This window comes from archaeon (assembly GCA_016432545.1).
Lineage (GTDB): Archaea > Thermoproteota > Nitrososphaeria > Nitrososphaerales > Gagatemarchaeaceae > UBA183.
This window is the reverse complement of the sequence record CP066694.1, coordinates 267,850-292,033: the sequence shown is the minus strand read 5'-3', so window position 1 is coordinate 292,033 and position 24,184 is coordinate 267,850. Positions and strand designations below refer to the sequence as shown.

Genomic DNA, 24,184 nt, shown 5'->3' with positions numbered 1-24,184 from the left:
GAGGGGAGTCAAGAAGGATCTTTCTCTACTACAAGCTCGAGGCCCTTTACTTCTTTAACCTTTATCGAGTCTCCGAGCCTCAAGTCTTCGCTGGCCGTGACGCTCCACTCCTCGGAGCCCACCAGGGCGACCCCCTTGCCTCCGGCCTTCAAGCCCGTCCTCATCACTCCCTTCTTGCCGATGGCCTGAGAAGGCTCGTTGACCCTCGGCCACTTTGAGAGGCCCTGCCTGATTGAACGGAGATAGAGGCTGGCGACAACTATCAAGACCCCCAGCCCCCCTATGAGGGCGTAGGTCAGGTTCGTGATGCCCGAGAAGGTCACTCCTGGGAGGCTCGGGTTTGACGCAGAAGCAGGAGGTAACTGGAAGACGAGAAGGAAACCGACCACGAAGATCACGACCCCCATGGCCGCGCTTATGCCGTGCTGCGTCTTTACCTCCAGGAAGATGAAGGCGCCGCCGATGACCATCAGGAGGATGGCAAGCGGCGACGCACCAAAGACCCTGAGGCCGAAGAGGGCCACGGCAATCATTACCGCTCCGACCACCGAGAGGACTATCGTCGGGTGGTAGATATCAGCAAGGATAGAGAAGACCCCTATGAGGAAGAGCAGGCTCGAGACGTTGGGATTGCTGAGGACTGAGATGAGGACTGACCTCACCCCCGGAGTCTCGATAGGAGTAGTAGGCGAGACGCCAAGGCTTGAGAGGGCATCGCGGACAGACGTGGAGTTGACCACTCCGTCGATGACGTGGAGCCTCCTGGCCTCGCAGTTGTTCGCAGTCTGACACTTGTAAGAGGCCCCTTCAGTTACCATCAGGCCCGCAGCCGTTTCGTTCCTTCCGTGCGTTGCCGTCAGGGTCTCCATATAGCTGGCGAAGGCGTTGATGTCCTTCCTGAGGGTCGAGTTCTCCTCTCCCGTCGGGATGCCGGAGACTATCGGGGTCGCGCTCCCGATCGTGGTCCCTGGGACCATGTACACCTTGGTCGATGCCTCCGCTATGTAGGAACCGGCCGAGAAGGCGAAGGCGCCCTGGGGGGCTACGACGGTCACGAAGGTGCCTCCCCACTGCTGGTAGCCCTCGATGGCCCCTATCATCGTCTCCATGCTCTGCCCGTCGCCCCCGTTCGTCGTGAGGATCAGGTCGAACTCCGCGGTGCAGGCCGCCTCCGCCCCCGCAACGCTTGATGACAGGAAGTCAGCTGCCCCGGGGTCGATGTCGCCGTTGTAAGACGCCACGTAATGCCCGCTCTTGGACGAGCAGTCCTGGGCCAGGGCCGGCAGGGACTGGAGGATCAGAGGGGAGACTAGGACTATCGCGAGGATGAGGACAGACTTCTTCAAGGAGAGACTGACTTCCGCGCAGGGCCCACGTAATTAGTCTTGGCCCTGACATGGTCACCCAACACGCTTCAGTTGACCACGATACATCGACACGATCTCGTCGACGCTGGTCGAGTCCTCTGGGCGCTTGTCGTCCCTGACCTTGCCGGTGAACTTTGGGAATCTTAGCGAGAGCCCAGCACCAGGCCTTATCCTCCCCATGCCGGCGATGTGAACGGGCGAGAGAGTCAGCTCAGAGGCGATCGTCTCTAGCACTATCTTAGGCCTGAACCAGATGTCCGGGACGACCCCTGACTCCACGTTGGCGGGGCGGACGTGGCTTTCGAAGGGCTTCAGGATCTTTGGGATCGTCTGCAGGTCTTCGTCGGAGAATCCGGTCCCCAGCTTCGCAACGCTCGAATAAACTCCTCTGCCCGGGTCGTACGCGCCTAGAAGGTAGGTCCCGTAGGTCCCTGCCCTGCGCCCTCTGCCGTGGAAGGCCCCGATTACCGGGAGGTCGATGGTGTCCGTCAGTTCGCTGCGATACTCGCGCTTGAGCTTTATCCAGGCGAACTCACGTGCCCCCGCACGATAGGTGGATGAGGGGTCCTTGACCACCAGGCCTTCGCAGCCGTTCTGGATAGCCTCTTCCATGAAAGCCTCTATCTTCTCCGGTTCGGAGGTGTTGATGGCGGGTACAAGGCGGATACGCTGGGTCTCTCTCAGAGCGGACTTCAGAAGCTTCCTTCGTTCTGAGTAAGGTTTCAAGGTGAGGTCGCGGGGACCGAGTTTGAGGACGTCGAAGAAGTTCAGGGCGACCGGGTAGTCCTCCATCGCCTGCTGCACACCGTGCTTCCTCCTCCTGTGCATCAACTCCTGGAAGGGCAGGTACTCTCCCGTGTCAGGGTCGATCGCGACGACCTCTGCCTCCAGTATCGCGGTTGGAGGCGTCACGCCCTCCTTGACCAGCTCTTCGACGTCCGGATACTGGCCGGAGATCACTTCGAGCCTCCTGGAGAAGAGGGTCACTTTGCCCGCCGCTTTGTGAATCTGGAGCCTCTCCCCGTCCAGTTTGTACTCTGCGGCGACCTCTTTGCCCCGGAGTTTGGCAAGGATGGCGGCCGCGGACTCAAGCCTCTCCGCGAGCATCGGCCTGATGGGGACCCCAACCTCCACCCCGACCCTGCGGAGGCCCCCGAGACCCAGTTTTGCAAGTGTCTCCACTACGAAGCCGAGGTCGGGATGAACGTTGTAGGCTCTCTCTACCCTCGGCCTCTCGGCCTTGTCACCCAAGAAGGCCTTCGAGGCTGCGTCCAGGACCGTGTAGTCCGCTACCCCGAGCCTGAGGGAGCCGGTGACAGTCCTCATGATGTACCTGGATTCCAACGGGGAGGAGTCGTGGAGGAGGCTGGCGAGAAGGGAGAGCTTCGTTTCCTGAGAGCCTTGGCCGGACCTGGACGCAATCTTCATCAGAGTCTCGTGGACCCTGGCCAGGCTGAGCTTCTGGGCAAAGAGTGTCCCCTGCTTCTTCTCCCCCATCAGCTCCTGGGCGGCTGCCCCGATGTCGCCCAGTTTCACATACCTCTGGTAGACCCGCTGTGGCGGAAGGCCGCTCGCCTTTGAGAGCGCCTTCAGAGCCTGCTTTTCGGCCAGGCCCAGCTCCACTCCATCGTAGTCGGGCCTGAGCTTGCCCTGGGTCAGGTAGACCAGGACTCTAAGGTCCCCCGTTGGGGTCGACTTGAAGAGCGACGCGAGCACGGAGGTCAGGTCGTTCCTCGAAGAGGTCGCCTCCAGCTTTTCGTAGCACTCAGCGACTGCCGAGTAGTCCATCGCCAATTCCCACCCTGCGGGTCTAATCTCCCTTTCCAGAAGTCGGGAAAGACATTAATCTCCCCCCGGAAGGCCGCTCTTCAGATAGAAAATGGGCGGAGTAAAGAAAAAGTCTCTGGCTTCTATGGAGAAGAGCCAGGATTCGCAGGACGGCGCTCAGGAACAGGCCGCGCCGGCGAAGGGCAAGAAGGCCAAGGAGCAAAAGTCAGGACCCCCCCAGCAGAAGAAGCTGGCTTTCCTCATGCCAAAGATGTCTGATGCGGACTTGGTCAAGAGCCTGACGCCCCTCAAGGCTGTGACCATCTCCACCACCTCCCGGGTCCTGGGCGTGAACTCCTCGATCGCGACTATGGTCCTGAAGGACCTGGAGGGCAAGAGCCTCCTCAAGAAAGCAGGCGGCTTTAGCGGTCACGCTGTCTGGTCAGTCGCGTAAGAAGAGAAACGGCCTAGTCGGAAGTCACTGCGCCACTTCAGCCTGGCTGATCTGGAGCGAGTCGCCTAGCCTCAGTCTCTCGAATACCTCAATCCCCGCCTCGACCTTCCCCACCGGGTTCAGCGGTCTTTCGCTCGCGGCGTCGCCCAGGAATACGCACACCAGCCCACCGGAGGCCAAGAGCGCAACGTCTCCTTTCGCGAACTTCGTCCGCGGCTTCTCCACACCGACCCTCAGGTCCGTGAAAATACAGACCATCGCAGGCTGGATGCTGGTCCTGCCATAGAGAGGGAGGGCCCTGAGGAGGGCATTGACAGTCAGCGGCGCCAGGTGGCGGTACAAGGAGATCCTAGCTTCCGCGCCTCCGCGAACCTTGACGAGGCACTCTACCTTGGAGACAGAACCTGCCTCGGGTGCGACTGGAGATGCCAAGAGCCGACCCCACTAGGCGACCTCCTTATCGTCTTTTGCCCCCCGGGCCGCAAAGACTTATCAGCCGAACGGAAAGGGCGAAACACTTCTCTGGGGATATTTGATGGCACCTGCTAAGACTACGCGTAAGCCTAGGCAACCTTCCATGGCAGGGTTCGAGGTAAAGATCGGACCTCCAAAGCTCACGAGGTTCGAGAAGGCGAGGATCGTGGGAGCAAGGTCGCTTCAGATCGCCATGGGCGCGCCGCCCTTCGTCACAGTAGAAGGCAAGTACGGTGGGCCAATTCAGATAGCGACCATGGAGCTGGAGGAGGACGCGCTCCCGGTCTCCATCAGAAGGTCGCTTCCCAACGGGATCATCCAAGACATACCCATAAAGGCCCTCTCGAAGTAAGCGCGAACGCTCTGGGATGGGCGGGGTTGGAATCTTCGTCACTGGACACCTAGCTGCCCGAGCCAAGGAAGTCCTTAGTCCCTACGAGGTCTTCGAGGGGCATGCAGACGACGGGGTCTTGGAGAAGTGTGAAGTCTTGATGGCCTGGCCAAACAGGATGGGAGAGAACCTGATTCCGAGGATGAAAGGGTCTCAGGATGATTCAGGCGATGTCTGCAGGAGTCGACGGAATCGACTTCGCGCCCATCCCGCCTGGGGTCAGGATCCACTCGAACGCCGGCTCCTTTGCGGGGCCGGTCGCCGAACACGCATGGGGGCTGGTCCTCGGGGCGGCAAAGGGCCTGCACGTCAGGAACGCGAAGGTCGTGCCGCGCAGGCTCCGAGGCGGGACGCTCCTCGTACTTGGCTGCGGAGCGATAGGCTCGGAGGTAGCCAGCCTGTCCCGTTCCCTCGACATGGAGGTCACGGGAATTTCCAGGTCCTTCGCTCGCCCGGAACTCTTTGCCAAGAGGCTGCAGCTCTCGTCCTTGAAGGAGGCCTTGCAAATAGCGGACGGAGTGGTAATCACGCTGCCACTCACGGCCACGACAAGAGGCCTGATCACATACGAGCTGCTCAAGACGACAAAGGACTCTGTCGTTGTGGTGAACGTCGGGAGGGGCGAGGTCGTCTCCGAGCCGGGGCTGGTCAGATGGCTTTCGGAGCGCCCGGAGAGCCGCTACGCGACCGACGTGTTCTGGAAGCGCGGAGGGAGAGAGTCGTTCGAGACGGGAGCATGGGCGCTTCCGAATTTCTCGGGGACGAGGCACGTTTCAGGGGTGCCCTTGGGCGAGACGCTGGAGGTCCCGATGGTCGCTGCGGCGCAGAACGTCCGCAGGTACTTGGAGACAGGAAGTGCTGACCACCTCGTCGACCGTTCCGAGTATTTCACCCCAAAAAGTGAGTGAGAGCCCTATACCATTAAATATCTGGTGAGGCGGGCGTCCCGAACAAGGTCAGTCACATGCCAAGAAAGAAATCCGAAGAAGGCGAATCTGAGGAGCGACCATCTGAGACCCAGATGGCGGCACCCGTCCAACAGCCAAGCGCACCAACACCAAGGTCCGCGCCATCAAACCACCTCTTCGTCGGGAAGAAGCCGGTGATGAGCTACGCCATGAGCGCGCTCATCCAGCTCACCCAGGCGGGAGAAGTGGTCGTGAAGGCGAGAGGAATGGCAATCAGCAGGGCCGTCGACGTGGCGGAAATCGTCACGAAGAGGCTCGGCGGGGGCCAGTTCAGGGTGAAGAACATCGGCATCAGCACCGAAGTCGTCGGCGAAGGGCCGGAGACTCGGAACATCTCCTCAATCGAGATCGTAGTCGGCAAGTAAACCACAAAGACCAGTAGAATCCCCACTGGACTCTCGAACCTAGCGTGGGCTATCCCCCTTTTGCTTCGCAAAGGACTTCACGAGAGCGAGCTTTTCACGCCTGCTCAGGCGCTTCAGTGCGAACTCTCTCTTGAGCGCCGCGGATCTCGAACCCGCACGCTCCAGATAGCTGAGCTCGACCGGGAGTCGGCCCCTCGTGTACTTTGAGCCTACTCCTCGCCTGTGCTCGCTGAGGCGCCTCCGAGGGTCGGTCGTATAGCCAGTGTACAGGGAGCCGTCCGAGCACGTCAGGATGTACAGATAGTGCTTCCGCACGCCAGGCGGTCGCACGGAGGGGGAGAAAACTTCACCCACTCTGGTCTGAGCCTCGGGCCCGTCTTCCAACTTTTCCGGACAATTTTTGCCGTCGAGGGATAATGTTTTTAAGAGAAATTTCGCGGGCAACAACTAACAAAAAGTTGGCGGACCCACGTGCGCAGCCCGTCTCACGAACGGGGGTTGCTGCGCCGAAGTTTTCCGACAAGGAACTGTACAGGCTAGCGGAACAGTATGGCACTCCGTACTACCTTATCGACGAAGCCACTCTTCGCAAGAAGGTCAGCGAGATCGAGCAGGCGTTCGCTGAGTTCCGAGGAGCGTTCAGGGTCGCATACTCAGTCAAGGCCAACTTCAACCCTACGGTGATCAGGACCTTCGCGAGCGAAGGGATCATGTTCGACCTGACGGCCCCGAGCGAACTGGAGTTCGTCACCCGTGCGGGCGGGTCCGCGGAGAGCGTGATGTACACGAGCATCACCGAAACGCTGGCAGAATACGAGCAGATTCTGAGGAGAGGGGTGAGGAAGATCGTGGTGGCAAGCCACAACGGTTTCGTCAACCTTGCCGAAGCGGCGGCGAGAGCGAACGTCGAGGTCAAGGTAATGATCAGGGTCAACCCAGAGGTGCACGTACACGCGGAGCTCAGGGGCTCGATGGGCCACGGGAAGTTCGGGCTCCAGTTCAACGGAGGGAGCCACGACAGCGCCTTCTTTGTGCTCAAGAGGCTCCTGGCCACGCCCGGGCTCAAGTTCGAAGGGTTCCACTTCCACCTGGGGAGCCAGATCGAAGACCCGTCCTGCTATGCGGAGGCAATTGAGAAGTTGGAGGCGTTCATCCTGGACGCGCGGAGGCAGCTGGGTCCCTTCCCGGTCCGCACCATAGACATCGGAGGCGGCCTGCCCGCTGCTTACGGCAGGAAGGTCCCGACCCCGAAGGACCTTGGAGCCAGGCTCGTGGGACAGCTCAACAGCTTGGTAGAAAGCCTCGGGGACAGGTTCACCCTCGTCGCCGAGAGCGGCAGGTTCCTGACAGCAGAGGCCATGGTCATGGTGACAAGGATCGTCAACGTGAAGGGATTCGGCGAAGGAAAGTACGTCTACGTGGACGCGGGGTACCACATGCTCCTCGATGCAGCGCTCTTGAGGCACGAGTACCCCGTGGAGGTCGTGCCCGGCGGGAGGCAGGCCCCGCAGAAGGTTGTCCTTGTCGGGAGGCTCTGCGACCCGCTGGACGTCTTTCCGACCTCGAGCAGGTCGAAGCTCGGAGGCGCGGAAGTGGGCAAGCTGGTCCTCTTCAGGGACGTTGGTGCCTACTCCATAGTGATGAACATGCCATTCCACAGCCAGCCGAGGCCCTACGTGCTGTTCAGGTCCGCCCAGAACGGGTTCTCGGTAGCCAGGAAGGGCCAGAGCGTCGACCGCCTCTTCATGGACGAAGGCGGAGACTCTCTCTCTAACTAGGGCCTGCAGCTCCCGGATGGAGAGACACCACACTTGGCTCGACCCTCTGCGCACCCGATTCAGATGAGAGACGGGAGGGAGGCGGTCCTCCGGCCGCTTCGCAGAGGAGACCTCGAGGCGACCTTCGACTTCGCGAACGAGCTGTATCACGAGAGGGGAAGGAACCCGGACCTCGGGATAGTGTCGCTCGACAGGCGGGTGACGCGGGCGGCCGAGAGGAGATTCCTCGAGAGGGTGACCTCTGACCTCAGAAAGGACGACGCCGTCAGCGTAGCGGCCTTCGACGGGCCGAGGCTCGTAGGCAACTGCGAAGTGACAAGGAGGAGGCAACTGGACATGGCCCACTGCGGAGTTCTCGGGATAGCGATTCTCGAGGAGTTCAGAGGAGTCGGGCTCGGGGAGGCCATGGTCGCCCGCGCCCTCGCGGGGTCTGCCCGCGCAGGGATCACGCTAGTCGAGCTGCAGGTTTTGGACAACAACGCCTTCGCCAAGCGCCTGTATCAGAAAGCCGGGTTCAAGGTGGTTGGGACGGTCCCGGGGAAGATTAGGCGGAGCACGCGATCTATCGACGAGGTCCTGATGTACATCGACCTTACCCGACCCACGAAGGATTCTGCCCACTGATAGGGCGCTCGACAGAGTTCTCGGCTCAGCGCCCGAGAAGCCGGCCCAGGACGTCCCTCCCCGCCAAGAGTCCCAGGGACCCTTTCATCGCGTTTCTCTCAGTGAATCTCATAGAATCTCCCTTCCCTGCCCGTGTCATCAGCACGGGAACCGGGTCGCTCGAGTGCATCATGATCGAACAGGGGGTAGCGTGGTCGCACGAGACTCCTAATTTGGCATCCAGAGGAGAACGGGAGACCTTAGACAAGAAGTCCGCATCGATCAGCTCGATGTTCTTCTTCTTGCCCACTGCGTCGCCGTCGTGCCCGAATTCGTCCGGGCCTTTTATGTGGACGTAGACCAGAGTGTCTTCCTTCATCTCCTTCGAGAAGAGTGTGGCCTTCTCCTTCATGTCCTTCCTGTCCTTGATGGCCACAGTCTTCATCCCAAGGACCTTGGCGATCCCCACCTCTGCTGGCATCTCCACTAGGGCAGTCCCGCGTATCCCGTACTTCTCCTGGAAGGAGGGGACCTTCGGCGGGTGGTCTCCGGCGTCTCTCAGGAGCACGCAGTTGACCGGAAGCTTGCCCTCTGACACTCGCCCCTTGTTGACTTGGCTCGCTCCGAGTACTTCGAGTGCCCTCCGGGTAAACTCGTTGATCAGCTCCGCAGCCCGAGCAGCCTGTCGGGAAGAGTTCTCGGGGATGCATCTTGCGATGGACTCCCCCGGGGAGACCTTTTTCGCGGCTCCGAAGCCTCCGACCTTCGAGTAGGCCGGGTCGGTGTTGGAGATCGAAGCGGAGAGCGGACCCCGGTCTTTGATCACAAGGACCCCCCGGTATGAGACCGTGGCGCGGAATTCAAGCTGAGCGCCAGGAAGCTTGATCGAGTTGATCTCGTCTTGCAGGGCCTCGGCCTCCGCCTGCGTCAGGTTCCTTCCAGCCCTCCTGTCCAGGATGCGCCTTCCGCTCGCGGAGGCGAGGTTGGCGCGAAGGGCCAGGTCCCCCTTCCCGATGTCCAGTCCTGAGCCGATCGCTTCTATCACACCCCTTCCCGGATAGCCTTCAGGGAACGAGTAGCCGAGCATGTTGAAGACCGCGATGTCCGACTCCGGCGCTATGCCCCTCCTGACCGTGATCACCCGGCCCAGGGACGCTCGGGCCGAGATCCTGTCCAGGTTGGGGGTGTACGCTGCGTCCAGGGGGGTCGTGTAGTTCAGGCGCGCGTCCGGCCTGTCCGCACATCCGTCGAGAAGCACATACCCTGCCTTCATCTGCTACCGCGTGGGACTCGCACCGAGTGATTATCTCCGTTTCGCGTAGGGCCGCACTCCAAAGGCTAATATCCGGAGCGAAGGGCCACGCGCCGTTGGTTGAAATCAGGAAGGATTACTTTACTGACAGGCTTTCGTTCATCCTCCCCGACAGGGGGCTCAAACCAGGCCAAGTCATACAAGGAAAGGCAGAGAAGTGCAACTACTGCGCGGGCAACGAGGACCTCACTCCGCCGGCCGACCTCGTCCTGGTGAAGCGGGGGGACACTCTCCTCAAGCAGACCGACTCGGAGGGAGACGTCGTGAAGAACTGGTCGGTCAGGATCTTTCCTGCGAAGAACCCTCTAGTGACCCCTGGCGCGCCGCCTTCGTACGGGGAGCCACCGCACTACAGCGAGCCGGCGGTGGGATACCACTACGTCCTGGTGGCGACCCCCAAGCACGACCAGGCCTTTCCCAAGATCGACATCGAACAGTGGACCAACGTTCTCGCCTCGCTCCAGGACAAGGTCAGATGGCTCTACTCCCAGAAAGGAGTGAGCTATGTCCTCGTGTACGTAAACAGCGAGAAGGAAGGGACGCCCACAGCGGTCCACCCGAGCGTCCAGATAGTTACTACGCCCAGGGTGCCCCCGGCGGTGGAGCAGGAGGCGGACACCGTACAGACTTCGTTGAACGACCTGGGAATCTGTCCCATGTGCCAGGTAGTGGGGACGGAGACCGGAGGGCCGAGGCAGATACTCGCGACCGACTTTTTCATCGCCTTCGCCCCTTGGGTCTCTACCCATCCCTACGAGTTCTGGATCTATCCGAAGCGGCACATGACCAGCATCCTGAAGCTCTCGCAGAAGGAGATGATGGACCTCGCCCTGATGCTAAGGTCGACGCTAGGCGGGATGTCGAAGGCGTTGGAGTCCCAGACCTTCACGATGGTCTTCCACAGCTCTTCGGAGAAGAAGACCACGAAACAGATTCATTGGCACATCGAAGTCTATCCGAGGAAGGCTCCCTGGGGAGGCCTCGAGCTCGGGGGCGGGATCTTCGCGAGCGAGGTCTCTCCCGAGGGGGCGGCGCAGGTTCTCGGGGCCAGTGCCAGGAAGGAACTCGCTCAGCTGGTCGGAATCAGATAGTCAGGACTCCCGCTTCAGCCTGTCAATCAGGGCGGTCGGGAAAGGGTCCCTGCGGAGAGCGACCGAGAGGTAGTAAGAGGCCATGTCCAGCCTGTAGACCATGGTCGCCAGTTCCGCCAAGTCCGTCTCCCCTCGACCCCTCACTTCCACGGGCTTTCTCCCGAGCTCTTGCAGGATCCTCACCATCGAGTCAGACCTCGTTCGGTCCCACTGAGCTTCGCTCCTGTGTCGGAGGAAGATGGGCATGTAACCGGTGGCAGGGTCCTCCCACGCCTCTATCTCGTTGTGGAAGGCGTCTGGGAGGCCGTCGAAGTGAGCGTGCCTCTTGGAGTTCTCGTTGAGCACGTTCTTGAAACGTATGCCTGCGCCCCTCGTGACCCTGGACCCGTAGATGACCGGAGTCCTCTCGCGGGCGAGTTCTGCGAGCTTCTTGGCCGCATTGTCGCGAAGGGGGACTGATGGGGAGACAGCCTTCCACTCGGACTCCAGCTCAGAAATGGCATCCTTTGCCTCTGCTACGCAGCCAAGGCCCATCCCGGCGTCGAAGACAGCCATGGAGGCGAAGACGATGAATGGTAGCATGTACCTTGGAGCGACGACCTCCGGCATCATCATGTGGGGGATGCCCATCTCCTCCGAGACCCGCATGAGCCTCCCTCCTGCGGACAGAGACACGACCGTCGCGCCACGCTTTAGGGCGGTCTTCATCATCGCGATCGTCTCTTCGGTCTGGCCGGAAGCGCTGCAGGCGACGCCGAGGATCCCTGTCATGTCCTCGACGGGCACGGTCCCCTTGAAGACGCTCACCTCAGGACCGCCCTTCGCCGCGAGCCAGCTCGATATGATGTCCCCTCCTGCCGCCGAGCCCCCCATCCCCATCACGCAGCCCCTGGTGAACCCGGCCTTCGAGACGCCGGGCTTGAGTTCGAATCCTTGCTGTGCAAGGGATGGCCAGCGCTCGTATGTCTTCAGGACGCCGTGCCTGTCGACTTGCTCTGAGACTTCTTCGGAATAAGGGTCGGCCAAAAACTTCACGCTAACTTTGGATGTTCAGCGGGCACGGGGGTCGGTCTTTAAGCTCGCCAGGCATGTGGGACCTCATGACAGGGCCCCCTTCCGTGCCCCGAACTTCCTCCTCTCGGCAGATGTCGCCTTGAAAGCGAGCCTGATGAGCCCCTCCGCTGCCCTCGTGAGGGTGATGTCCCTTCGCTCCATCATCCTCCTCTGCGTCTCTACGACCGACTCGAGCAGGAGCTCCACGGAGCGTCCCGTCTCGCCGTCGTAGAAGATGAATGGTGGGATGCTCGCGCGCGCAAGCCCCGAGACCTGGCTCCCCGCCCCGATTGTCCTGCCCGCATGGACGAGGGCCCCGATCGAGACCTTGCACATGTCCCCGACCGCCGGGCCCAGCTTAAGCATCCCGGAATCGGTCCGTGAGCCTTGGCCTTGGACCCTGACATTGCCGTAGGTGTTCTTCAGGTTACTGAACGTGCTCCCCGCTCCGAGGTTCACCCACTCCCCGACGTAGGAGTCCCCTACGTAGCCGTGGTGAGCCTTGTTGGTGTGGGCCTGGACGACGGAGTTTTCGATCTGTCCTCCCACCTTGCATCCTTCGAAGATCGACGTGCCTCCGCCGATGAGGGCTGAAAGGACCTTGACCTTTGGGCCGATGTAGCATGGTCCCATCACCCGAGAGAAGCTTTCGATTAGAGCGCCCTTGGACACCACGATCGGGCCCCGCCTGGTGTCAAATGTGACGAACTTCTCCACCTCTGCGCCGCCATCGATCCGGAGACTGCCGGCTGGGCCTCGCACCTCGACGGAACTCGGGGGCTGTAGGGGGTCTTCGAAGTGTCCTGCCTGGGCCGCGATAGCCACGCCGTTGCTCTCGACGAGGTCCCAGTATCCGCGGAAGAAACTGTCAGCGGGCGCTTCGAGCCTCTCGGATCCCCTTGCGAGCGCCTTAACCTGCTTCCTGCCCAGCACCCCCGGGTCGGCTGCGCCTCGGCCTACCCTCGCGGCCAGGAGTCGGCCGCCCGCAAGAGCCACGAAGGGGCCCTTCCGAGAGCAGAGTTCCCCTATGAGCTTGGAGGGCCTAGCTCCCGCGTTTACCATGAGTAAGGACCCTTCCAAGTGTTCGTTGTAGTCCAGGCCTGTGGCCTCCTCGGTCACCCCTTCCAGTTCTTTCCTTCCCCACAAGGTGGGCTCTTCGGGCAGGCCGGAGCTCTGTCGCACGACCTCCAGCAACCGCTTTGTCCCCCAAGAGAGCAGGCTGACGTGCTTCGTCAGGGTCAGCGGGCGGAGGTGGTCGAATCCTTCATCCTCGAAGACGACCAGCTGCGTCGTCTACAGCACCTTGCCGATCTTCTTCATGAACCGCTGGTTGGCTTCCCGGTAGGAGCGTTTGTCGCCGATGTCGAGGAACTCTCCTTTCGCCTTCATCGCATAGACCCGGGCGCCGGCCGACATCGCCCTGTCGAACGTCTCGCGCATGCCGAACATCCTCCCACCAGGGATGTGTTTCAGGAAGCTCCTCTCCATGACGTAGCACCCCACGTTGATGAGGCCCGAAATCTTTGGCTTCTCCTTCCACTCAGTGAGCCGACCCTTGGCGTCTGTCTCGATGAAGCCGTACTTCATTTCAGCGCTGTATTGCATCAGGACCATGGTCGCGTCGGCCCGGTTCCTCCTGTGGAACTCGATCACCTTCCTCAGGTCAAAGTCAAGGATGGCGTCTCCATAGACGCACACGAAGGTGCCCTTGATCTTAGGCTCGGCGGCCTTAAGCTGGCCGGCAGTCCCGAGGGGGTTCGGTGAGGCTGCGTAGGAGACCTCGACCTCCCACTCAGAGCCGTCGCCGAAGTACTCCTGAATCAACTTGCCGAGGTACCCGGTGGAAACGACCACGTCCTCGACCCCTTGGCTCTTGAGCCAAACGAGAATGTGCTCGAGAATCGGCTTGGTCCCCACGGAGAGCATCGGCTTGGGGGTGAGGAGTGTGTACGGCCTGAGCCTCGTCCCGAGGCCGCCTGCTAGGACGACCCCTTGGATTCCGCTATGCTTCAGATTGGCTTCGCCTGGGGAGCAGGCCCGCCAGCTCTTCCTTATACGCTTCGTCGGTTCCTGAGAGAATGCAAGGGTCGACGATCAGGCCGCTGACCCCCATCGAGGTTGCCCGCTCGATGTCGTCACGTGAGAGCCTCTTCTGGGTCTTGAGAAGCACGGGTTTGGTGGAGATTCCTATGATCACCCCGAGGGTGGCCTGGTCCAGGACGCTGAAGGGCGTCCCTTTCGCCTGGGCGGGCACGGTGGCGACGTCTATCGCCTCCAGGCTGTCCATGAGGGAGAGCTGCCTGACCTGCTCGAGGATGTAGCCGGTCGCGATGGCGCTGATCTTCTTCACGCGTGAGTCTGAGAGTACGAAGGTCGGCATCTGATGAGCGTACATCTCGACGAAGCTGAAGGAGCTGGACATTATCCGCTCCCAGTACTCGGGGGTGAGGGACCTTGCTCCCCCGATGAAGATTCCGCATGGGAGGGAAACGCTCGAGATTACGTCGTTGATGTAGGCGTCGTGCAGGTCGTAGCTGCCAAAGTGACTCGGAGAGGAGCCCTCATCGCCGTCTATGTTGAGCATTATCGCGTCTGCGCCGGCGTCCTCCGCCTGGGCAGCCAGGGACGTGCTGTTCTTTGGGAGGCTCGCGATCACCGAGTATTCTTTTTGGCCGGATACCAGCGCGAGAGGCCTGCGGACCTGTGAAGCAGACTCCATCGTACCCACCTGATAGAGCGCCTCCTAGCTTAGAAGAAGACTGCTCAAATGTGCATGAGGGGTTGGTATGCTTGATTTAACAAGCAAAGAGACTGCCTTGTTTGGGCCCGATTAGTTCTGACTGTCGTGACTTCGAGACTCGTCGTGGAACATTCCCAGGGAACCCACCATACCTAGAGGGAAGGCGGCTAGCACGACGACGAACACGGCCACCGTTAGGAAGTTGTAGAAGAATCCCACCTCCGGAATCTGGGAGTAGCCGTAGACAAGCCTAGCATTCAGGACCCCTGTCAGATTCAGAAGTAACAGGGAGTCAATTGCTCCTATGAGAGCACTGAGTGCTCCCAAGGCCATGGCTACGTCGTGCCTTAGGTCATATTTGGAGTCAAGCAGCAGCCCGGCTACCAGTAGGAAGAATCCAAGAATCAGAATCAGGAACGTCTCCCCCCCAAGCTGAAGGAACACATCGGTGGAGAGGCTTAGAGCGCTACCGAGTAGCTGGCTTGAAGCCATGGCAATGAGACCACATGCTATGTAAATGGAGGCCCCAATGCCGGCGGAGGCACTGTTCCTTCCCGCCACAATGAGATTTGGCCAGGTCTGATTATTTAACGATTGACCACGGCCGGAACGACATCAACCCCAAAAGACTGGTTCACACGCCCTCGCGTCACGGCCCGGTATCACGGACTCGGGTCCAGAGGCTGACATCAGTACCAGAGCGTGGCCCCGAGGACCAGGAAGATGGCCGTCAGATAGGGGCTCGTTATCTTGAACAGTGTCCAGGCGGTTTCGCGCTTCTTGTCGACGGCCAGCTTGGCGCTGTAGGCCAGAACGACGGCTCCGAGCAAGGTGGCGGACACCGCGTAGTAGATGTTGGGCCTGAGGAATATCAGCGCGACAGAAAAGACTGCCAGGAGGGCGCTCGTAAGGGCGACGCAGACGGAGGCAACGTCCTCCCCGAAGACAACCGGGAGCATCGGCACCTTGGCTGCCTCGTAGTCCGCCTTGCTGAAGATGGCAAGGCTCCAGATATGGGTGGGGATCCAGACTATGACTAGGGCCGACATGTAGATCGCGACCGGGGAGACGGTCGCTGCGACAGCGGAGTATCCGACGAGGACGGGCATCCCACCCGAGATCCCTCCGAGGATTATGTTGAGCCAGCTGCGTCTCTTGAGGATTAGCGAATAGACCACGACGTTGTCGAGTAGTCCCAGAAGCATGAACCCGGCAGAGAGTGCGTTGATCAGAAGCAAAGGTACGAGGACGGACAGGACCGCCATGGAGAGACCGAAGGTGAGGGCTGATTTGGGGCTGACATCGCCAGAGGGGATCGGCCGCTTCTGTGTTCTGCGCATGATCCCGTCGATGTCTCTGTCGTGGTAGTTCGTGAGGACATCGGCCGAGGCGCTCCCCAGCACCAGAGACACAGCCACTATGACGAAGGCCTGAGTGTTGAACGGCACACCGGTCTCCCTGTAGCCGACGAGCATCGCGATCATCCCCGTGAAGACCAGGAGCCCCCAAATCCTCGGTTTTGTCAGCCTCCAATAGTTCCGTATGTTCTGCCAGGGCTTCAACAATTCCACCCGCCTCCTGTCTGGATAAAACCTTGTTCCACCCGGCGTGGCCCTCGTTCTTGTGGAGTGGACTTCAATTGGACTTCTAATCCTTAAATAAAGTGTCTGGATATCGAGTCCCGAGTCGATTGGCTTTCACAGGTCCAGACCTGATCATAATCGGGGTGATAGCGGTCGTTCTCTTTATGTGGGGTCCGCAGAAGATTCCTGAACTTGCAAGGGCCCTGGGAAGGGCGAAGAAGGAGTTCGACAGCGCCTCGAAGGAGATTTCTGCGACGGTCGCGTCAGCGAGTGATTCTGCCAGACCCAAGACGGGGGACGAGCTCCTTGTGGACACGGCGGAGAGCCTAGGAATCTCGACTGCAGGGAAGACCAGGGAACAGATTTCTCAAGAAATCGTTGCCAAGTCGAGAAAGTGATACGGGCCGCAACTTCTGATTCCCACGGCACAAGTTTCGGCGACACTGAGCGGGCACTTGCCCAATTAAAGCCAAATGTTTTTCCTCCCAGTTCTTAGGCCCTTCCTGAGAGTTTGAGCATTCTATCGCACCTGGAGGAGCTCAGAAGGAGGCTGAAGGCGGTGGCGGTCGCCTACTTCGTCAGCATCGCCTTCTGGCTGTTTTTCCCGGCCCAGGCCCTTGATCCCGGTTCCTTCTTCAGTGGCCTCTACAAGCCGATGATCTCGGTTGTTCTTGATGACGCTGCCGCCCTCGCCGGAGGCAAAGTCAGCATCATTTCCGGGTCCCTGACCGCGCCTCTGGAGATCTACTTCTTGGCGAGCGCGGTCATGGCCTTGATCACTTCCAGCCCTGTCATCGGCTACGAAGTCTTCAGATTCGTCGAGCCCGCATTGAAGCCTGAGGAAAGAAGTCTCCTTGGAAAATTCGTCATCGCATTCGTGGGCCTGATGGTGGGAGGTGCGGCGATAGGGTACTTCGTACTTACGCCGGCTGTAATTCGATTCATGGTGTACTTTGCGAATATCTTTGGAATTCAGTCCATCGTAACGGCGAGTGACTACTACGGGTTCGTATTCATTACCACTGGCGCCACTGGATTGGCGTTTGCCGCCCCTTCCGTCTTCGTTTTGCTGGTGAGGTTCGGGATTCTATCGACTGGCATGTTCACCAAAAACAGGCTGCTCGTCTATTTGGGCCTCTACGTGGTGATTGTAGCGGTCACCCCGGAGCCCATTGTGGGGCATCTCGGGATATTCCTCCCATTGGTGATTCTCCTCGAAATAGCAGTGATTTTCGCAAAGAGGGTGGAGAGGAAGAGATATGCTGAGAATTCAACAGACGGGACTGGAGGCCCGGAGCGGCGGTGTTCATTCTGCGGCTCAAAGCTGGGTTCACTATCGCCGTTCTGCCCTTCGTGCGGAAAGTCTTCCCTTTGAGGCCCTCGACCTCCTTTTCGGACTAACATACTAATATAGGTAATTACCCAGAGGTAAGTGGCTTGGGACTTGCGCTTCGAATTCACTCTGTCGGGCGGGAGACGCGTCTTCTTCCGGGTCCACGTGGACGTCCCTGGAGAAGGAGCAGGAGGGGGGGAGCTTGAGTTCGGGGGCCAGGAAGTCAAGGAGCTTGTCGACCTTCTCTCGCTCGCCGGCAACGAAAGGAGGCTGCGCATAATGATAGAACTCATGAAGCGCCCAGAGACCAGGTTCACCGACCTTCTGGGCGTGGGGATAAACCCCAAGCTCGTCAGGGACTGCCTTGTGCCCCTCGAGAGCGCCGGGCTGGTCGAACATAGGAAGGGCGGCATCTACAGGCCCTCCTCCAAGGGTGCGGCGGTCATAGTCACCCTAACCCTCGGCCTGCGCAAGGTCCTGGACCTTCCAAGAGGAGCGGGACCGTGAGTTCCGACGGAGCTGAGGGGCTCGAGCAGAAGCTGGAGGAGATAGTCAGGGACGCGGAGAAGATGCTCGATGGGCCGGAGACGTCTGGATACGGAATGGAGGAGCACGGGCGGGACTTCGAAGTCATCGAGTCGCCTGAGACTGTCAACCTGTTGGTCGAGGTGCCCCTGATGGGAGCCGAGGACCTGAGCGCTTTCGTCTCGGGCAAAAAGGTCGAGCTGATAGGGCGCAATCTTGCGCTCTCGGTTCCGCTGCCATGCGAGATTGAGCCCTCTAGCGCGGCCGTTTCAGTCCGAAACGGGATCTTTTCGGTAGTCCTAAGAAAGCTCGAACCGGTTGGACCGGGACGACTCTAGGACTGGATTTAACTAGAAGCGCTGGAGCATGATACCTTGATGAATGTTGACTCGAACTCGGGGCTTCTGACCTCCGCGGAGACCTTCGACGAGATCTTTGAGATGGTCAAGAGGGCGACTGAGGCGAGCCTGGGCATGCACAGAGCTGGTCTCACTCTGGTCCTTGGGGACATCCCAAACGAAGTTGGGGCATACCACCAGATGGGCTCGAACGCGATAGTCATGAACAGGAACATCCTGCGAATCGTCGAGAGGCTCTCGAAGTCAAGGTCCGAGAAGAACTCTTACGTCTTCATGATCCTCCTTCACGAGTATCTCCACAGCCTGGGGTACACCAGCGACAGGGAGGTCAGGGATCTGAGCAGGAGGATTAGCGGGGAGTTCTTGGGCGAGAGTCACGTCGCCGGGGAGATGGCCGTGATGCCGCTTGACAGGTTCTTCCCTGACCTGGTGAAGTTCTCGTCGTTCAGGGACAAGGGTGAATACGAGACCGTCAGGCGCTTTGACTCTTCGAGCACTTCCTACATAGCGTAGCCCCGCCAGCCTTAAATCAAGAACGACTTCGGCGCGGGGAGACCCCCCGTGGGACGCTACTTCGCAGCGGGCGGCGTTGCCGTGCTGTTCCTCACTTTCCTCTTTGCCTACCTCTCAGGCTACCCAGACGCCCGCCTGCTCCCTCTTTACGCCGGCCTGAGCCTCGTGAGGATCTCCGCCGTCTTCGTCCTGTCGCTGGCGGTAGGGGTGGGCTTGGGCATACTCGCGGCGACCAGCCGCAGCGCAGGCAGGGTGATGATACCCATCTTCGACGTGCTTCAGAGCGTCCCGGTGCTGGGGTACTTCCCAGTCCTTCTGGTGGGGGTCATCCTCGCCGTTCCCGGAGTCGTCGGCGAGGAGCTTGGCGTCGCCATCCTGCTCTTCACGGCGATGGAGTGGAGCATCTTCTTCGGAGTCGTCGGGGCGGTCAAGGCAATCCCTCAGACCGTGGAGGAGGCTGCGAGTGGCTTCGGGCTCAACGGATACCATTACTTCAGAAACGTCGTCCTCCCCGCGATCCTCCCTGCCCTCCTGTCCGCTTCGACCTTGGCTTGGAGTGATGGTTGGACCTTCGACGCGGTCTCAGAGTTCGTGAACTATGGAAACAGGCTCTATACGGTTCCAGGCCTCGGGTCTTTCATAGAGAAGGCAAGCCAGACGCCTGCCACGCTCGGCGTGTCTTGGCTCGGGCTCCTCGTCATGGGAGAGCTCGTTGTCATCACGAACCAGCTCGTGTGGCACAGGCTCGCTGACCAGGCCGCGAAGCATAGAGCCCACCTCGGGTTCCATGTCCCGGAACGGGTCGTCCACCCCCTGCGTTCAGTCGGAGGACAGAGCAGGAGGATGATGGGACTCAGATACAGGGTAGAGCTCCTTCACAGGGCCAGGGCAAAGTATGGGTTCAGCACGAAGCGGATCGCAGAAGTCTTCGGCGGCGGCCTGCTAGTGGTGGGGCTCGCTTTGGTCCTGTCTGACCTCATTCCGGACCTGCCGTTCATCGGCGCCGCCCTCTCCGGGCAGAGCCTCGCCACCCTACTGCTCGGGACGGCCTCGACCCTGCTGAGGATGACTGCGGTTTACCTGGCCTGCCTCTTGATCTCTGTGGGCGTCGCGCTGCTGGTCGCGCAGGGAAGGCTCTCGGCCTCCAAGTTCTACGTCGCCTACGACATCGGAAGGGCCGTCCCGTACCTCGCCCTGTTCCCTCCGATGTTCGCCACGCTGGTGCAAGTCCTGCCGGGCGCCCTCGGACTTGAGGTCTCGTCGTATCTCATTCTCTTTATGGGCATGATCTGGTACGTCATCTTCAACGTGGTGTCGGCGGCCTCTTTCTTGCCCACCGAGCTGAAGGAGGTCTCGGCCCTCTTCGGGTTCAAGGGCTCGAAACTTGCGAGGAGCGTGATCGTCCCTGCCCTCCTCCCTGCGATAATAACAGGAAGCATTCTCGCGTGGGGCGGGGGATGGAACGTGGTCATCTATTCGGAGTACGCCCGGTACGGGGGAACCGCATACTCCATCCTCGGGCTAGGCTCGCTCCTTGACGAGGCGGCAGCCGCCGGGAACCCTGTTCTGGTGGGCGTCTACCTCTTCGTGATGTCGGGCATCGTGATCCTTCTTGGGAGGCTCGTGTGGCGGCGGCTCCTGAGCCGCGTCGAGAAGAGAGGCCTGGACCTTTCATGACCGGGGTCATCGAGGTAAGGGGAGTCTCCAAGGCCTACCGGAACGGCTCCGTGGTCCAAGCGCTCAAGGACGTCACCCTCGAGGTGAGAAAGGACGAGTTCGTGTGCGTCATAGGCCCGTCTGGGTGCGGGAAGTCGACGCTGCTGAGGATAGTCGCGGGCCTGGACAGAGCGGACACCGGCGAAGTACTGTTCAGTGGGCAGCCTGTTACAGGGCCTTCGCCCAAGGTCACCATGGTCTTCCAGTCCTTCGCCCTCTTCCCCTGGAAGACGGCCCTTCAGAACATCCAGCTCCCGCTCGAGGTGAGCGGCGTGGACAGGTCTGAAGCGCGAGAGCGGGCGATAAGGTACATGGCCATGGTCCACCTCAGCGGCTTCGAGGACGCGTATCCCCACGACCTCTCAGGCGGGATGAAGCAAAGGGTCGGAATCGCCAGGGCGCTGGCCCTCAATCCTGAAGTGATGCTCCTCGACGAGCCCTTCTCCTCTCTCGATGAGCTTACGGCCAAGGACCTGAGGGTGCAGCTCCTGAAAATCCTGGGAGACCCCAGCCTGCCTACAAACGACTTCGTCATGATCACCCACAACGTGGAGGAGGCGGTGATGATGGCCGACAGGATCGTCGTACTCTCGCCCAGGCCCGGGACAGTGATCGGGGAACTGAAGGTGGACGTTCCCAGGCCGAGGTTCGAGCACCTCAGAGACAAGAGCTTCTTCGACGCGGTCGACGGACTCCTTGAGATGCTTTCGACGAGTCCAGGGACCCAGTCGCGCCGCTAGGATGCTGAATAGACGGGTTCCCCACCGACCACGGTGGCAGAGACTCTCACCTTCCTGAGCAAAGCAGGATGCATCCCCTCGACGTCCGAATCGAGCAGACACAAATCAGCTCGGGCGCCGAGACCCTCCTCCTCTGGGTCCCCGCCGTTGGATCGTGCATTCGAGGTGTAGAGGGCGACCGCCTCCGACATCGAGAGCGCTTCCTCTGGGGCGACCCCAGACCTCACCATCGAGGCCCACATGCCGAGGATCGGGCTCATCGACTCTATCGGCGAGTCAGAGCTGCCCGAGGCTATGATGCCTGCCTTGAGCATGGACCTCAGGGGATAGAGGTGTCTGGCTCTTTCGGGCCCCAATCGTTCCGACGCCCACGTGTCTGAAGTGATGAACAACGGCTGGACGGTCGCTCTTACAGCATGCTTCCTCATCCGGCTGAGGAGGTCGGGCGGGAGCAAGCTCGCATGTTCAATCCTGTGCCTTCTCTCGTTCCCCGGCCCCGAGACGCGTGAAATCGCCTCCAAGGCCTGCTCGACCGCTCGGTCGCCAATCGCGTGGACGACCGCCTGGAATCCGGCGTCATGGGCCGCCTCAACCGCCTGGTTCAGTGCATCTTGGGAGTATCTGAGCAGCCCCGAGTTGCCGGGGTCATCGGCGTACGGCTCCCTGAGGGCGGCCGTGCGGGCGCCAAGCGACCCGTCCGCGTAGATCTTCACCCCAGAAAGCCTGACCTTGTCGTCGTTGAGCCTGTCTCTGATCCTCCGGTCCTCGACGTACCCGATCGCTGCAGCCGGGATGTAGACCTTGTACTTCAGAGATAGCGACCCCGAGCTGTGAAGCCCCACCAGAGCGGAGAGCTCCTCCTGATAGGCCGCCTCTGAGATGATACAATGGAGAGTGGTGAGCCCCGACTTGGAAGCCTCCACCTCCGCGGTGAGGAGGTCAGACGTCATGGCGGCCTCGCTCTTGGGGAGGACGGCCAGAACAGGGGGGAGGGCAGACTCGCGAACGATGCCGGTGGGAGTCCCTCTAGAGTCAAGGTCGTATCCCTCCAATCCGACCGCTGCGTTGGCCATCTCCTGCAGCGCCCTGGAGTTGAGGAGTCCGATGTGACCGCAGACGCGCGTGAGGACGACCGGGTTGTTGGGCGTGACATCGTCTATGTCGGATCTCGTCGGCATGCGCGCCTCTGACAGGCGCTCCTGGTCCCACCCCATCCCTGCTATCCAAGCCCCAGGGAGAGTAGACCTAGCCCTGGCCGAGAGCCTGAGCCGTATCCCCGTCAGGTTCGAGGTCCCCTTCAGGTCGAGGTTCCTTCGAAGCCAGCCGTACTCGAAGGGGTGACAGTGAGTGTCGATGAAGCCCATGAAGACAGTGCCCCCGTTTCCAGAAATGCGAGTTGCGTCGCTCCGGACCTTCGGCGTCCCGCCTTCAACGAAAGCTGCGATCCTGCCCTCCTCGACGACCAAGGAGCCCCCCTTGCGGCCCCAGAGCTTGCAGTCCTCGATGACCAGGGTCAAGCCAGAAGCCTTCTCGCCATCGAGGAGGCCCGCGTACTTATTCGGGAGTGCGAGAGTTCACGAAGGTCCAACCTGGTGTCGACGTCGAACATGACGCCCGGAGGGCAGTAGACCGCGGTCTTGAATCCCTCCCTGCCCGCGCCTCTGAGGTGCCCTCGGAAGCTGTCGTTGTCATACCTGAGGGGAATCATCCTGTCACGGGAGAACAGTAGGAGATTGGTTCCGTTGAATGTCCTGGACGGCGAGATCACAATCCCCATACCTTGCGACTTTAGACGGATAGCCCCGTCTAGTTCCGAAGGTGAGAGTGTCGCCAGGTCGGATGGGAGGACGAGGAAGTCGTCGCATCCCTTGATCGACCGGACCCCCGAGAGCACGGCTTCGTTGACTCCGTCGTCTGAGTCTTCGCGCACGCTACCGGCCCCGACCCTGGCGGCGGCCTTGGCTGCCTCGTCGTCGGAGGTCACTACCCAACAATCAAGGTGGGGAGACGCGGAGACAACATCAAGGAGGTCCTCCAGCAGAGCTAGTGCGAACGCCTCTCTGTCGCTCGCGCCGAGATACCCGGCCAGCCTCGACTTTTGGTTGGAAGACTTGAACGGAACGAGAACTGCTATCCTCAAGCGGCCACCAGCTCCCTGGCGAGCCTGACTTCGTCCTCGGGGCCCCGGATTGACGCATCGGTCAGGACGCATGACGGGCCCTTGCGCCTTATCCGTTCTGCCAGTGTCTCGTCGCTCCGGTCTACGAGGAGGCAGTCGAGGAATTCCGAGTAGGCTTCTGCTATCCCCACCGAAGAGGGGCTGAGGCCCTGCGCCTTCATCAGCTTCGCCGCAGGACCGCTGAAGGGGCGCGACCCGATCATCGGCGAGAGGGCAACGACCCTTGAACGAGTGCTGGTTAGCGCCCTCTGAATTCCCGGGATGGCAATGATGGGGCCGATGCTCGTCACAGGGTTGGCGGGACAGACTATGACCCTGTCAGCCTGGGCTATCGACTTGAGCGCTTGGGGCGAGGCCTTCGCTCGGGATGCGCCTCGATAGACGACGCGCTTGACCTTCGGCCTCGCTTTCAGCCGAACCCAGTAGTCTTGGAGATGGACAGTCCCCACGGAAGTCGAGATGTGCGTCTCGACCTCGTCGTCTGTCGCGGGCAGCACTCGGGCCCTGACACCGAAGCCCCGCCTCAGTCGGTCGGTGACTGCTGTCAGTCCCTTCCCCCCGCGCAGGAGGCGGGTCCTGAGTATGTGGACCCCCAGGTCCTTGTCGCCCAAGTTGAACCAGGTCGGCTCCCCCAGGCGCCCCAGCGCCTCTTGAACATTGAAGGTGTCATCGGCGACGCCCCACCCCTTTTTGATGTCTGCAACCCCGGCCAAGGAGTACATCGCGATGTCGATGTCCGGGCAGACGTAGAGCCCGTGCATCCAGACGTTGTCACCCACGTTGGAGATGACAGTCATCTCTTGCCCCAGCCTCTCGAGGCCCCTGAGGATCTTGGCAGAACCGGTCCCACCCGCGAGCGCCACAATCTTCATC

The 24,184-nt window shown here is 60.7% G+C and carries 28 protein-coding genes; 14 read left to right on the top strand and 14 right to left on the bottom strand.

Annotated elements, in window-relative coordinates; all coding sequences use genetic code 11:
- Positions 1 to 8 precede the first annotated feature (8 nt).
- Positions 9 to 1,346, bottom strand: a complete 1,338-nt coding sequence (locus tag HY247_01620; protein ID QQG49038.1) for a nodulation protein NfeD — start codon at positions 1,344 to 1,346, stop codon at positions 9 to 11.
- A 54-nt stretch (positions 1,347 to 1,400) separates the two neighbouring features.
- Positions 1,401 to 3,155: an ATP-dependent DNA ligase gene (locus HY247_01615; GenBank protein ID QQG49520.1), complete on the bottom strand. Its 1,755-nt coding sequence runs from the start codon at positions 3,153 to 3,155 to the stop codon at positions 1,401 to 1,403.
- Between the two features lie 91 nt (positions 3,156 to 3,246).
- On the opposite strand from HY247_01615, the gene HY247_01610 reads away from it, so the two are divergent.
- On the top strand, positions 3,247 to 3,588 hold the full coding sequence (locus tag HY247_01610) for a hypothetical protein (GenBank protein QQG49037.1): 342 nt from the start codon (positions 3,247 to 3,249) through the stop codon (positions 3,586 to 3,588).
- 24 nt (positions 3,589 to 3,612) lie between these two features.
- Here the strand turns inward: HY247_01610 and HY247_01605 are convergent, their stop codons facing one another.
- On the bottom strand, positions 3,613 to 4,020 hold the full coding sequence (locus HY247_01605) for a hypothetical protein (protein QQG49036.1): 408 nt from the start codon (positions 4,018 to 4,020) through the stop codon (positions 3,613 to 3,615).
- A gap of 145 nt (positions 4,021 to 4,165) precedes the next feature.
- On the opposite strand from HY247_01605, the gene HY247_01600 reads away from it, so the two are divergent.
- From HY247_01600 to HY247_01590, 3 genes are all read left to right on the top strand, one after another.
- Positions 4,166 to 4,414 (top strand): DNA-directed RNA polymerase subunit K, encoded by a 249-nt coding sequence (locus HY247_01600; GenBank protein ID QQG49035.1) that lies wholly within the window; start codon positions 4,166 to 4,168, stop codon positions 4,412 to 4,414.
- A gap of 197 nt (positions 4,415 to 4,611) precedes the next feature.
- Positions 4,612 to 5,361: a 3-phosphoglycerate dehydrogenase gene (locus HY247_01595; GenBank protein ID QQG49034.1), complete on the top strand. Its 750-nt coding sequence runs from the start codon at positions 4,612 to 4,614 to the stop codon at positions 5,359 to 5,361.
- A gap of 113 nt (positions 5,362 to 5,474) precedes the next feature.
- Positions 5,475 to 5,786, top strand: a complete 312-nt coding sequence (locus HY247_01590; GenBank protein QQG49519.1) for a DNA-binding protein — start codon at positions 5,475 to 5,477, stop codon at positions 5,784 to 5,786.
- 39 nt (positions 5,787 to 5,825) lie between these two features.
- Here HY247_01590 and HY247_01585 read toward each other — a convergent pair whose 3' ends face one another.
- Positions 5,826 to 6,101 carry a GIY-YIG nuclease family protein gene (locus tag HY247_01585; protein ID QQG49033.1) on the bottom strand — a complete coding sequence of 92 codons (276 nt, stop codon included), beginning with the start codon at positions 6,099 to 6,101 and terminating at the stop codon, positions 5,826 to 5,828.
- A 143-nt stretch (positions 6,102 to 6,244) separates the two neighbouring features.
- On the opposite strand from HY247_01585, the gene HY247_01580 reads away from it, so the two are divergent.
- Positions 6,245 to 7,564, top strand: a complete 1,320-nt coding sequence (locus HY247_01580) for a hypothetical protein (protein QQG49032.1) — start codon at positions 6,245 to 6,247, stop codon at positions 7,562 to 7,564.
- A 33-nt stretch (positions 7,565 to 7,597) separates the two neighbouring features.
- Positions 7,598 to 8,188: a GNAT family N-acetyltransferase gene (locus tag HY247_01575; protein ID QQG49031.1), complete on the top strand. Its 591-nt coding sequence runs from the start codon at positions 7,598 to 7,600 to the stop codon at positions 8,186 to 8,188.
- Between the two features lie 25 nt (positions 8,189 to 8,213).
- On the opposite strand, the gene apgM is transcribed toward HY247_01575, so the two are convergent.
- Entirely contained in the window at positions 8,214 to 9,440 is a 1,227-nt protein-coding gene (apgM, locus tag HY247_01570; protein ID QQG49030.1) for a 2,3-bisphosphoglycerate-independent phosphoglycerate mutase, read from the bottom strand.
- A gap of 95 nt (positions 9,441 to 9,535) precedes the next feature.
- Between apgM and HY247_01565 the strand changes: the two genes are divergently transcribed.
- Positions 9,536 to 10,570 carry a galactose-1-phosphate uridylyltransferase gene (locus HY247_01565; GenBank protein QQG49029.1) on the top strand — a complete coding sequence of 345 codons (1,035 nt, stop codon included), beginning with the start codon at positions 9,536 to 9,538 and terminating at the stop codon, positions 10,568 to 10,570.
- On the opposite strand, the gene HY247_01560 is transcribed toward HY247_01565, so the two are convergent.
- From HY247_01560 to HY247_01535, 6 genes are all read right to left on the bottom strand, one after another.
- Complete coding sequence (locus HY247_01560) at positions 10,571 to 11,605, bottom strand: hypothetical protein (protein ID QQG49028.1); 1,035 nt, start codon at positions 11,603 to 11,605, stop codon at positions 10,571 to 10,573. It abuts the gene before it with no gap.
- Between the two features lie 63 nt (positions 11,606 to 11,668).
- Entirely contained in the window at positions 11,669 to 12,907 is a 1,239-nt protein-coding gene (locus HY247_01555; protein QQG49518.1) for a hypothetical protein, read from the bottom strand.
- Positions 12,908 to 12,916: 9 nt separating this feature from the next.
- Positions 12,917 to 13,621 (bottom strand): nucleotidyltransferase family protein, encoded by a 705-nt coding sequence (locus HY247_01550; protein ID QQG49517.1) that lies wholly within the window; start codon positions 13,619 to 13,621, stop codon positions 12,917 to 12,919.
- Between the two features lie 4 nt (positions 13,622 to 13,625).
- The gene (locus tag HY247_01545; GenBank protein ID QQG49027.1) at positions 13,626 to 14,351 is read right to left on the bottom strand and encodes a hypothetical protein; all 726 of its coding nucleotides are present in this window, start codon (positions 14,349 to 14,351) and stop codon (positions 13,626 to 13,628) included.
- A gap of 102 nt (positions 14,352 to 14,453) precedes the next feature.
- On the bottom strand, positions 14,454 to 14,924 hold the full coding sequence (locus HY247_01540) for a hypothetical protein (GenBank protein QQG49026.1): 471 nt from the start codon (positions 14,922 to 14,924) through the stop codon (positions 14,454 to 14,456).
- 128 nt (positions 14,925 to 15,052) lie between these two features.
- Positions 15,053 to 15,925: a protoheme IX farnesyltransferase gene (locus HY247_01535; protein ID QQG49025.1), complete on the bottom strand. Its 873-nt coding sequence runs from the start codon at positions 15,923 to 15,925 to the stop codon at positions 15,053 to 15,055.
- A 185-nt stretch (positions 15,926 to 16,110) separates the two neighbouring features.
- On the opposite strand from HY247_01535, the gene HY247_01530 reads away from it, so the two are divergent.
- The 7 genes from HY247_01530 to HY247_01500 all read left to right on the top strand — a co-directional run bounded on the left by HY247_01530 (position 16,111) and on the right by HY247_01500 (position 21,132).
- Entirely contained in the window at positions 16,111 to 16,344 is a 234-nt protein-coding gene (locus HY247_01530) for a twin-arginine translocase TatA/TatE family subunit (GenBank protein ID QQG49516.1), read from the top strand.
- 113 nt (positions 16,345 to 16,457) lie between these two features.
- Positions 16,458 to 17,321: a twin-arginine translocase subunit TatC gene (locus HY247_01525; GenBank protein QQG49024.1), complete on the top strand. Its 864-nt coding sequence runs from the start codon at positions 16,458 to 16,460 to the stop codon at positions 17,319 to 17,321.
- A 69-nt stretch (positions 17,322 to 17,390) separates the two neighbouring features.
- On the top strand, positions 17,391 to 17,786 hold the full coding sequence (locus HY247_01520; GenBank protein ID QQG49023.1) for a hypothetical protein: 396 nt from the start codon (positions 17,391 to 17,393) through the stop codon (positions 17,784 to 17,786).
- Positions 17,783 to 18,142 (top strand): Hsp20/alpha crystallin family protein, encoded by a 360-nt coding sequence (locus HY247_01515; GenBank protein QQG49022.1) that lies wholly within the window; start codon positions 17,783 to 17,785, stop codon positions 18,140 to 18,142. The genes HY247_01520 and HY247_01515 overlap by 4 nt, the downstream gene beginning before the upstream one ends.
- 39 nt (positions 18,143 to 18,181) lie before the next feature.
- Entirely contained in the window at positions 18,182 to 18,676 is a 495-nt protein-coding gene (locus HY247_01510) for a hypothetical protein (GenBank protein ID QQG49021.1), read from the top strand.
- Between the two features lie 48 nt (positions 18,677 to 18,724).
- A complete protein-coding gene (locus HY247_01505) occupies positions 18,725 to 20,353 on the top strand; it encodes an ABC transporter permease subunit (GenBank protein ID QQG49020.1) in 1,629 nt (542 codons plus the stop codon).
- A complete protein-coding gene (locus HY247_01500) occupies positions 20,350 to 21,132 on the top strand; it encodes an ABC transporter ATP-binding protein (GenBank protein ID QQG49019.1) in 783 nt (260 codons plus the stop codon). The genes HY247_01505 and HY247_01500 overlap by 4 nt, the downstream gene beginning before the upstream one ends.
- Here the strand turns inward: HY247_01500 and HY247_01495 are convergent.
- The 3 genes from HY247_01495 to HY247_01485 are packed head-to-tail and all read right to left on the bottom strand — an operon-like array spanning position 21,129 to position 24,174.
- Positions 21,129 to 22,649: an amidohydrolase gene (locus HY247_01495; GenBank protein ID QQG49018.1), complete on the bottom strand. Its 1,521-nt coding sequence runs from the start codon at positions 22,647 to 22,649 to the stop codon at positions 21,129 to 21,131. The genes HY247_01500 and HY247_01495 overlap by 4 nt on opposite strands.
- Positions 22,646 to 23,272 (bottom strand): 2-phospho-L-lactate guanylyltransferase, encoded by a 627-nt coding sequence (cofC, locus tag HY247_01490; protein QQG49017.1) that lies wholly within the window; start codon positions 23,270 to 23,272, stop codon positions 22,646 to 22,648. Before cofC ends, HY247_01495 begins: the two co-directional genes overlap by 4 nt.
- On the bottom strand, positions 23,269 to 24,174 hold the full coding sequence (locus HY247_01485; protein ID QQG49016.1) for a 2-phospho-L-lactate transferase: 906 nt from the start codon (positions 24,172 to 24,174) through the stop codon (positions 23,269 to 23,271). Before HY247_01485 ends, cofC begins: the two co-directional genes overlap by 4 nt.
- Positions 24,175 to 24,184: the final 10 nt, after the last annotated feature.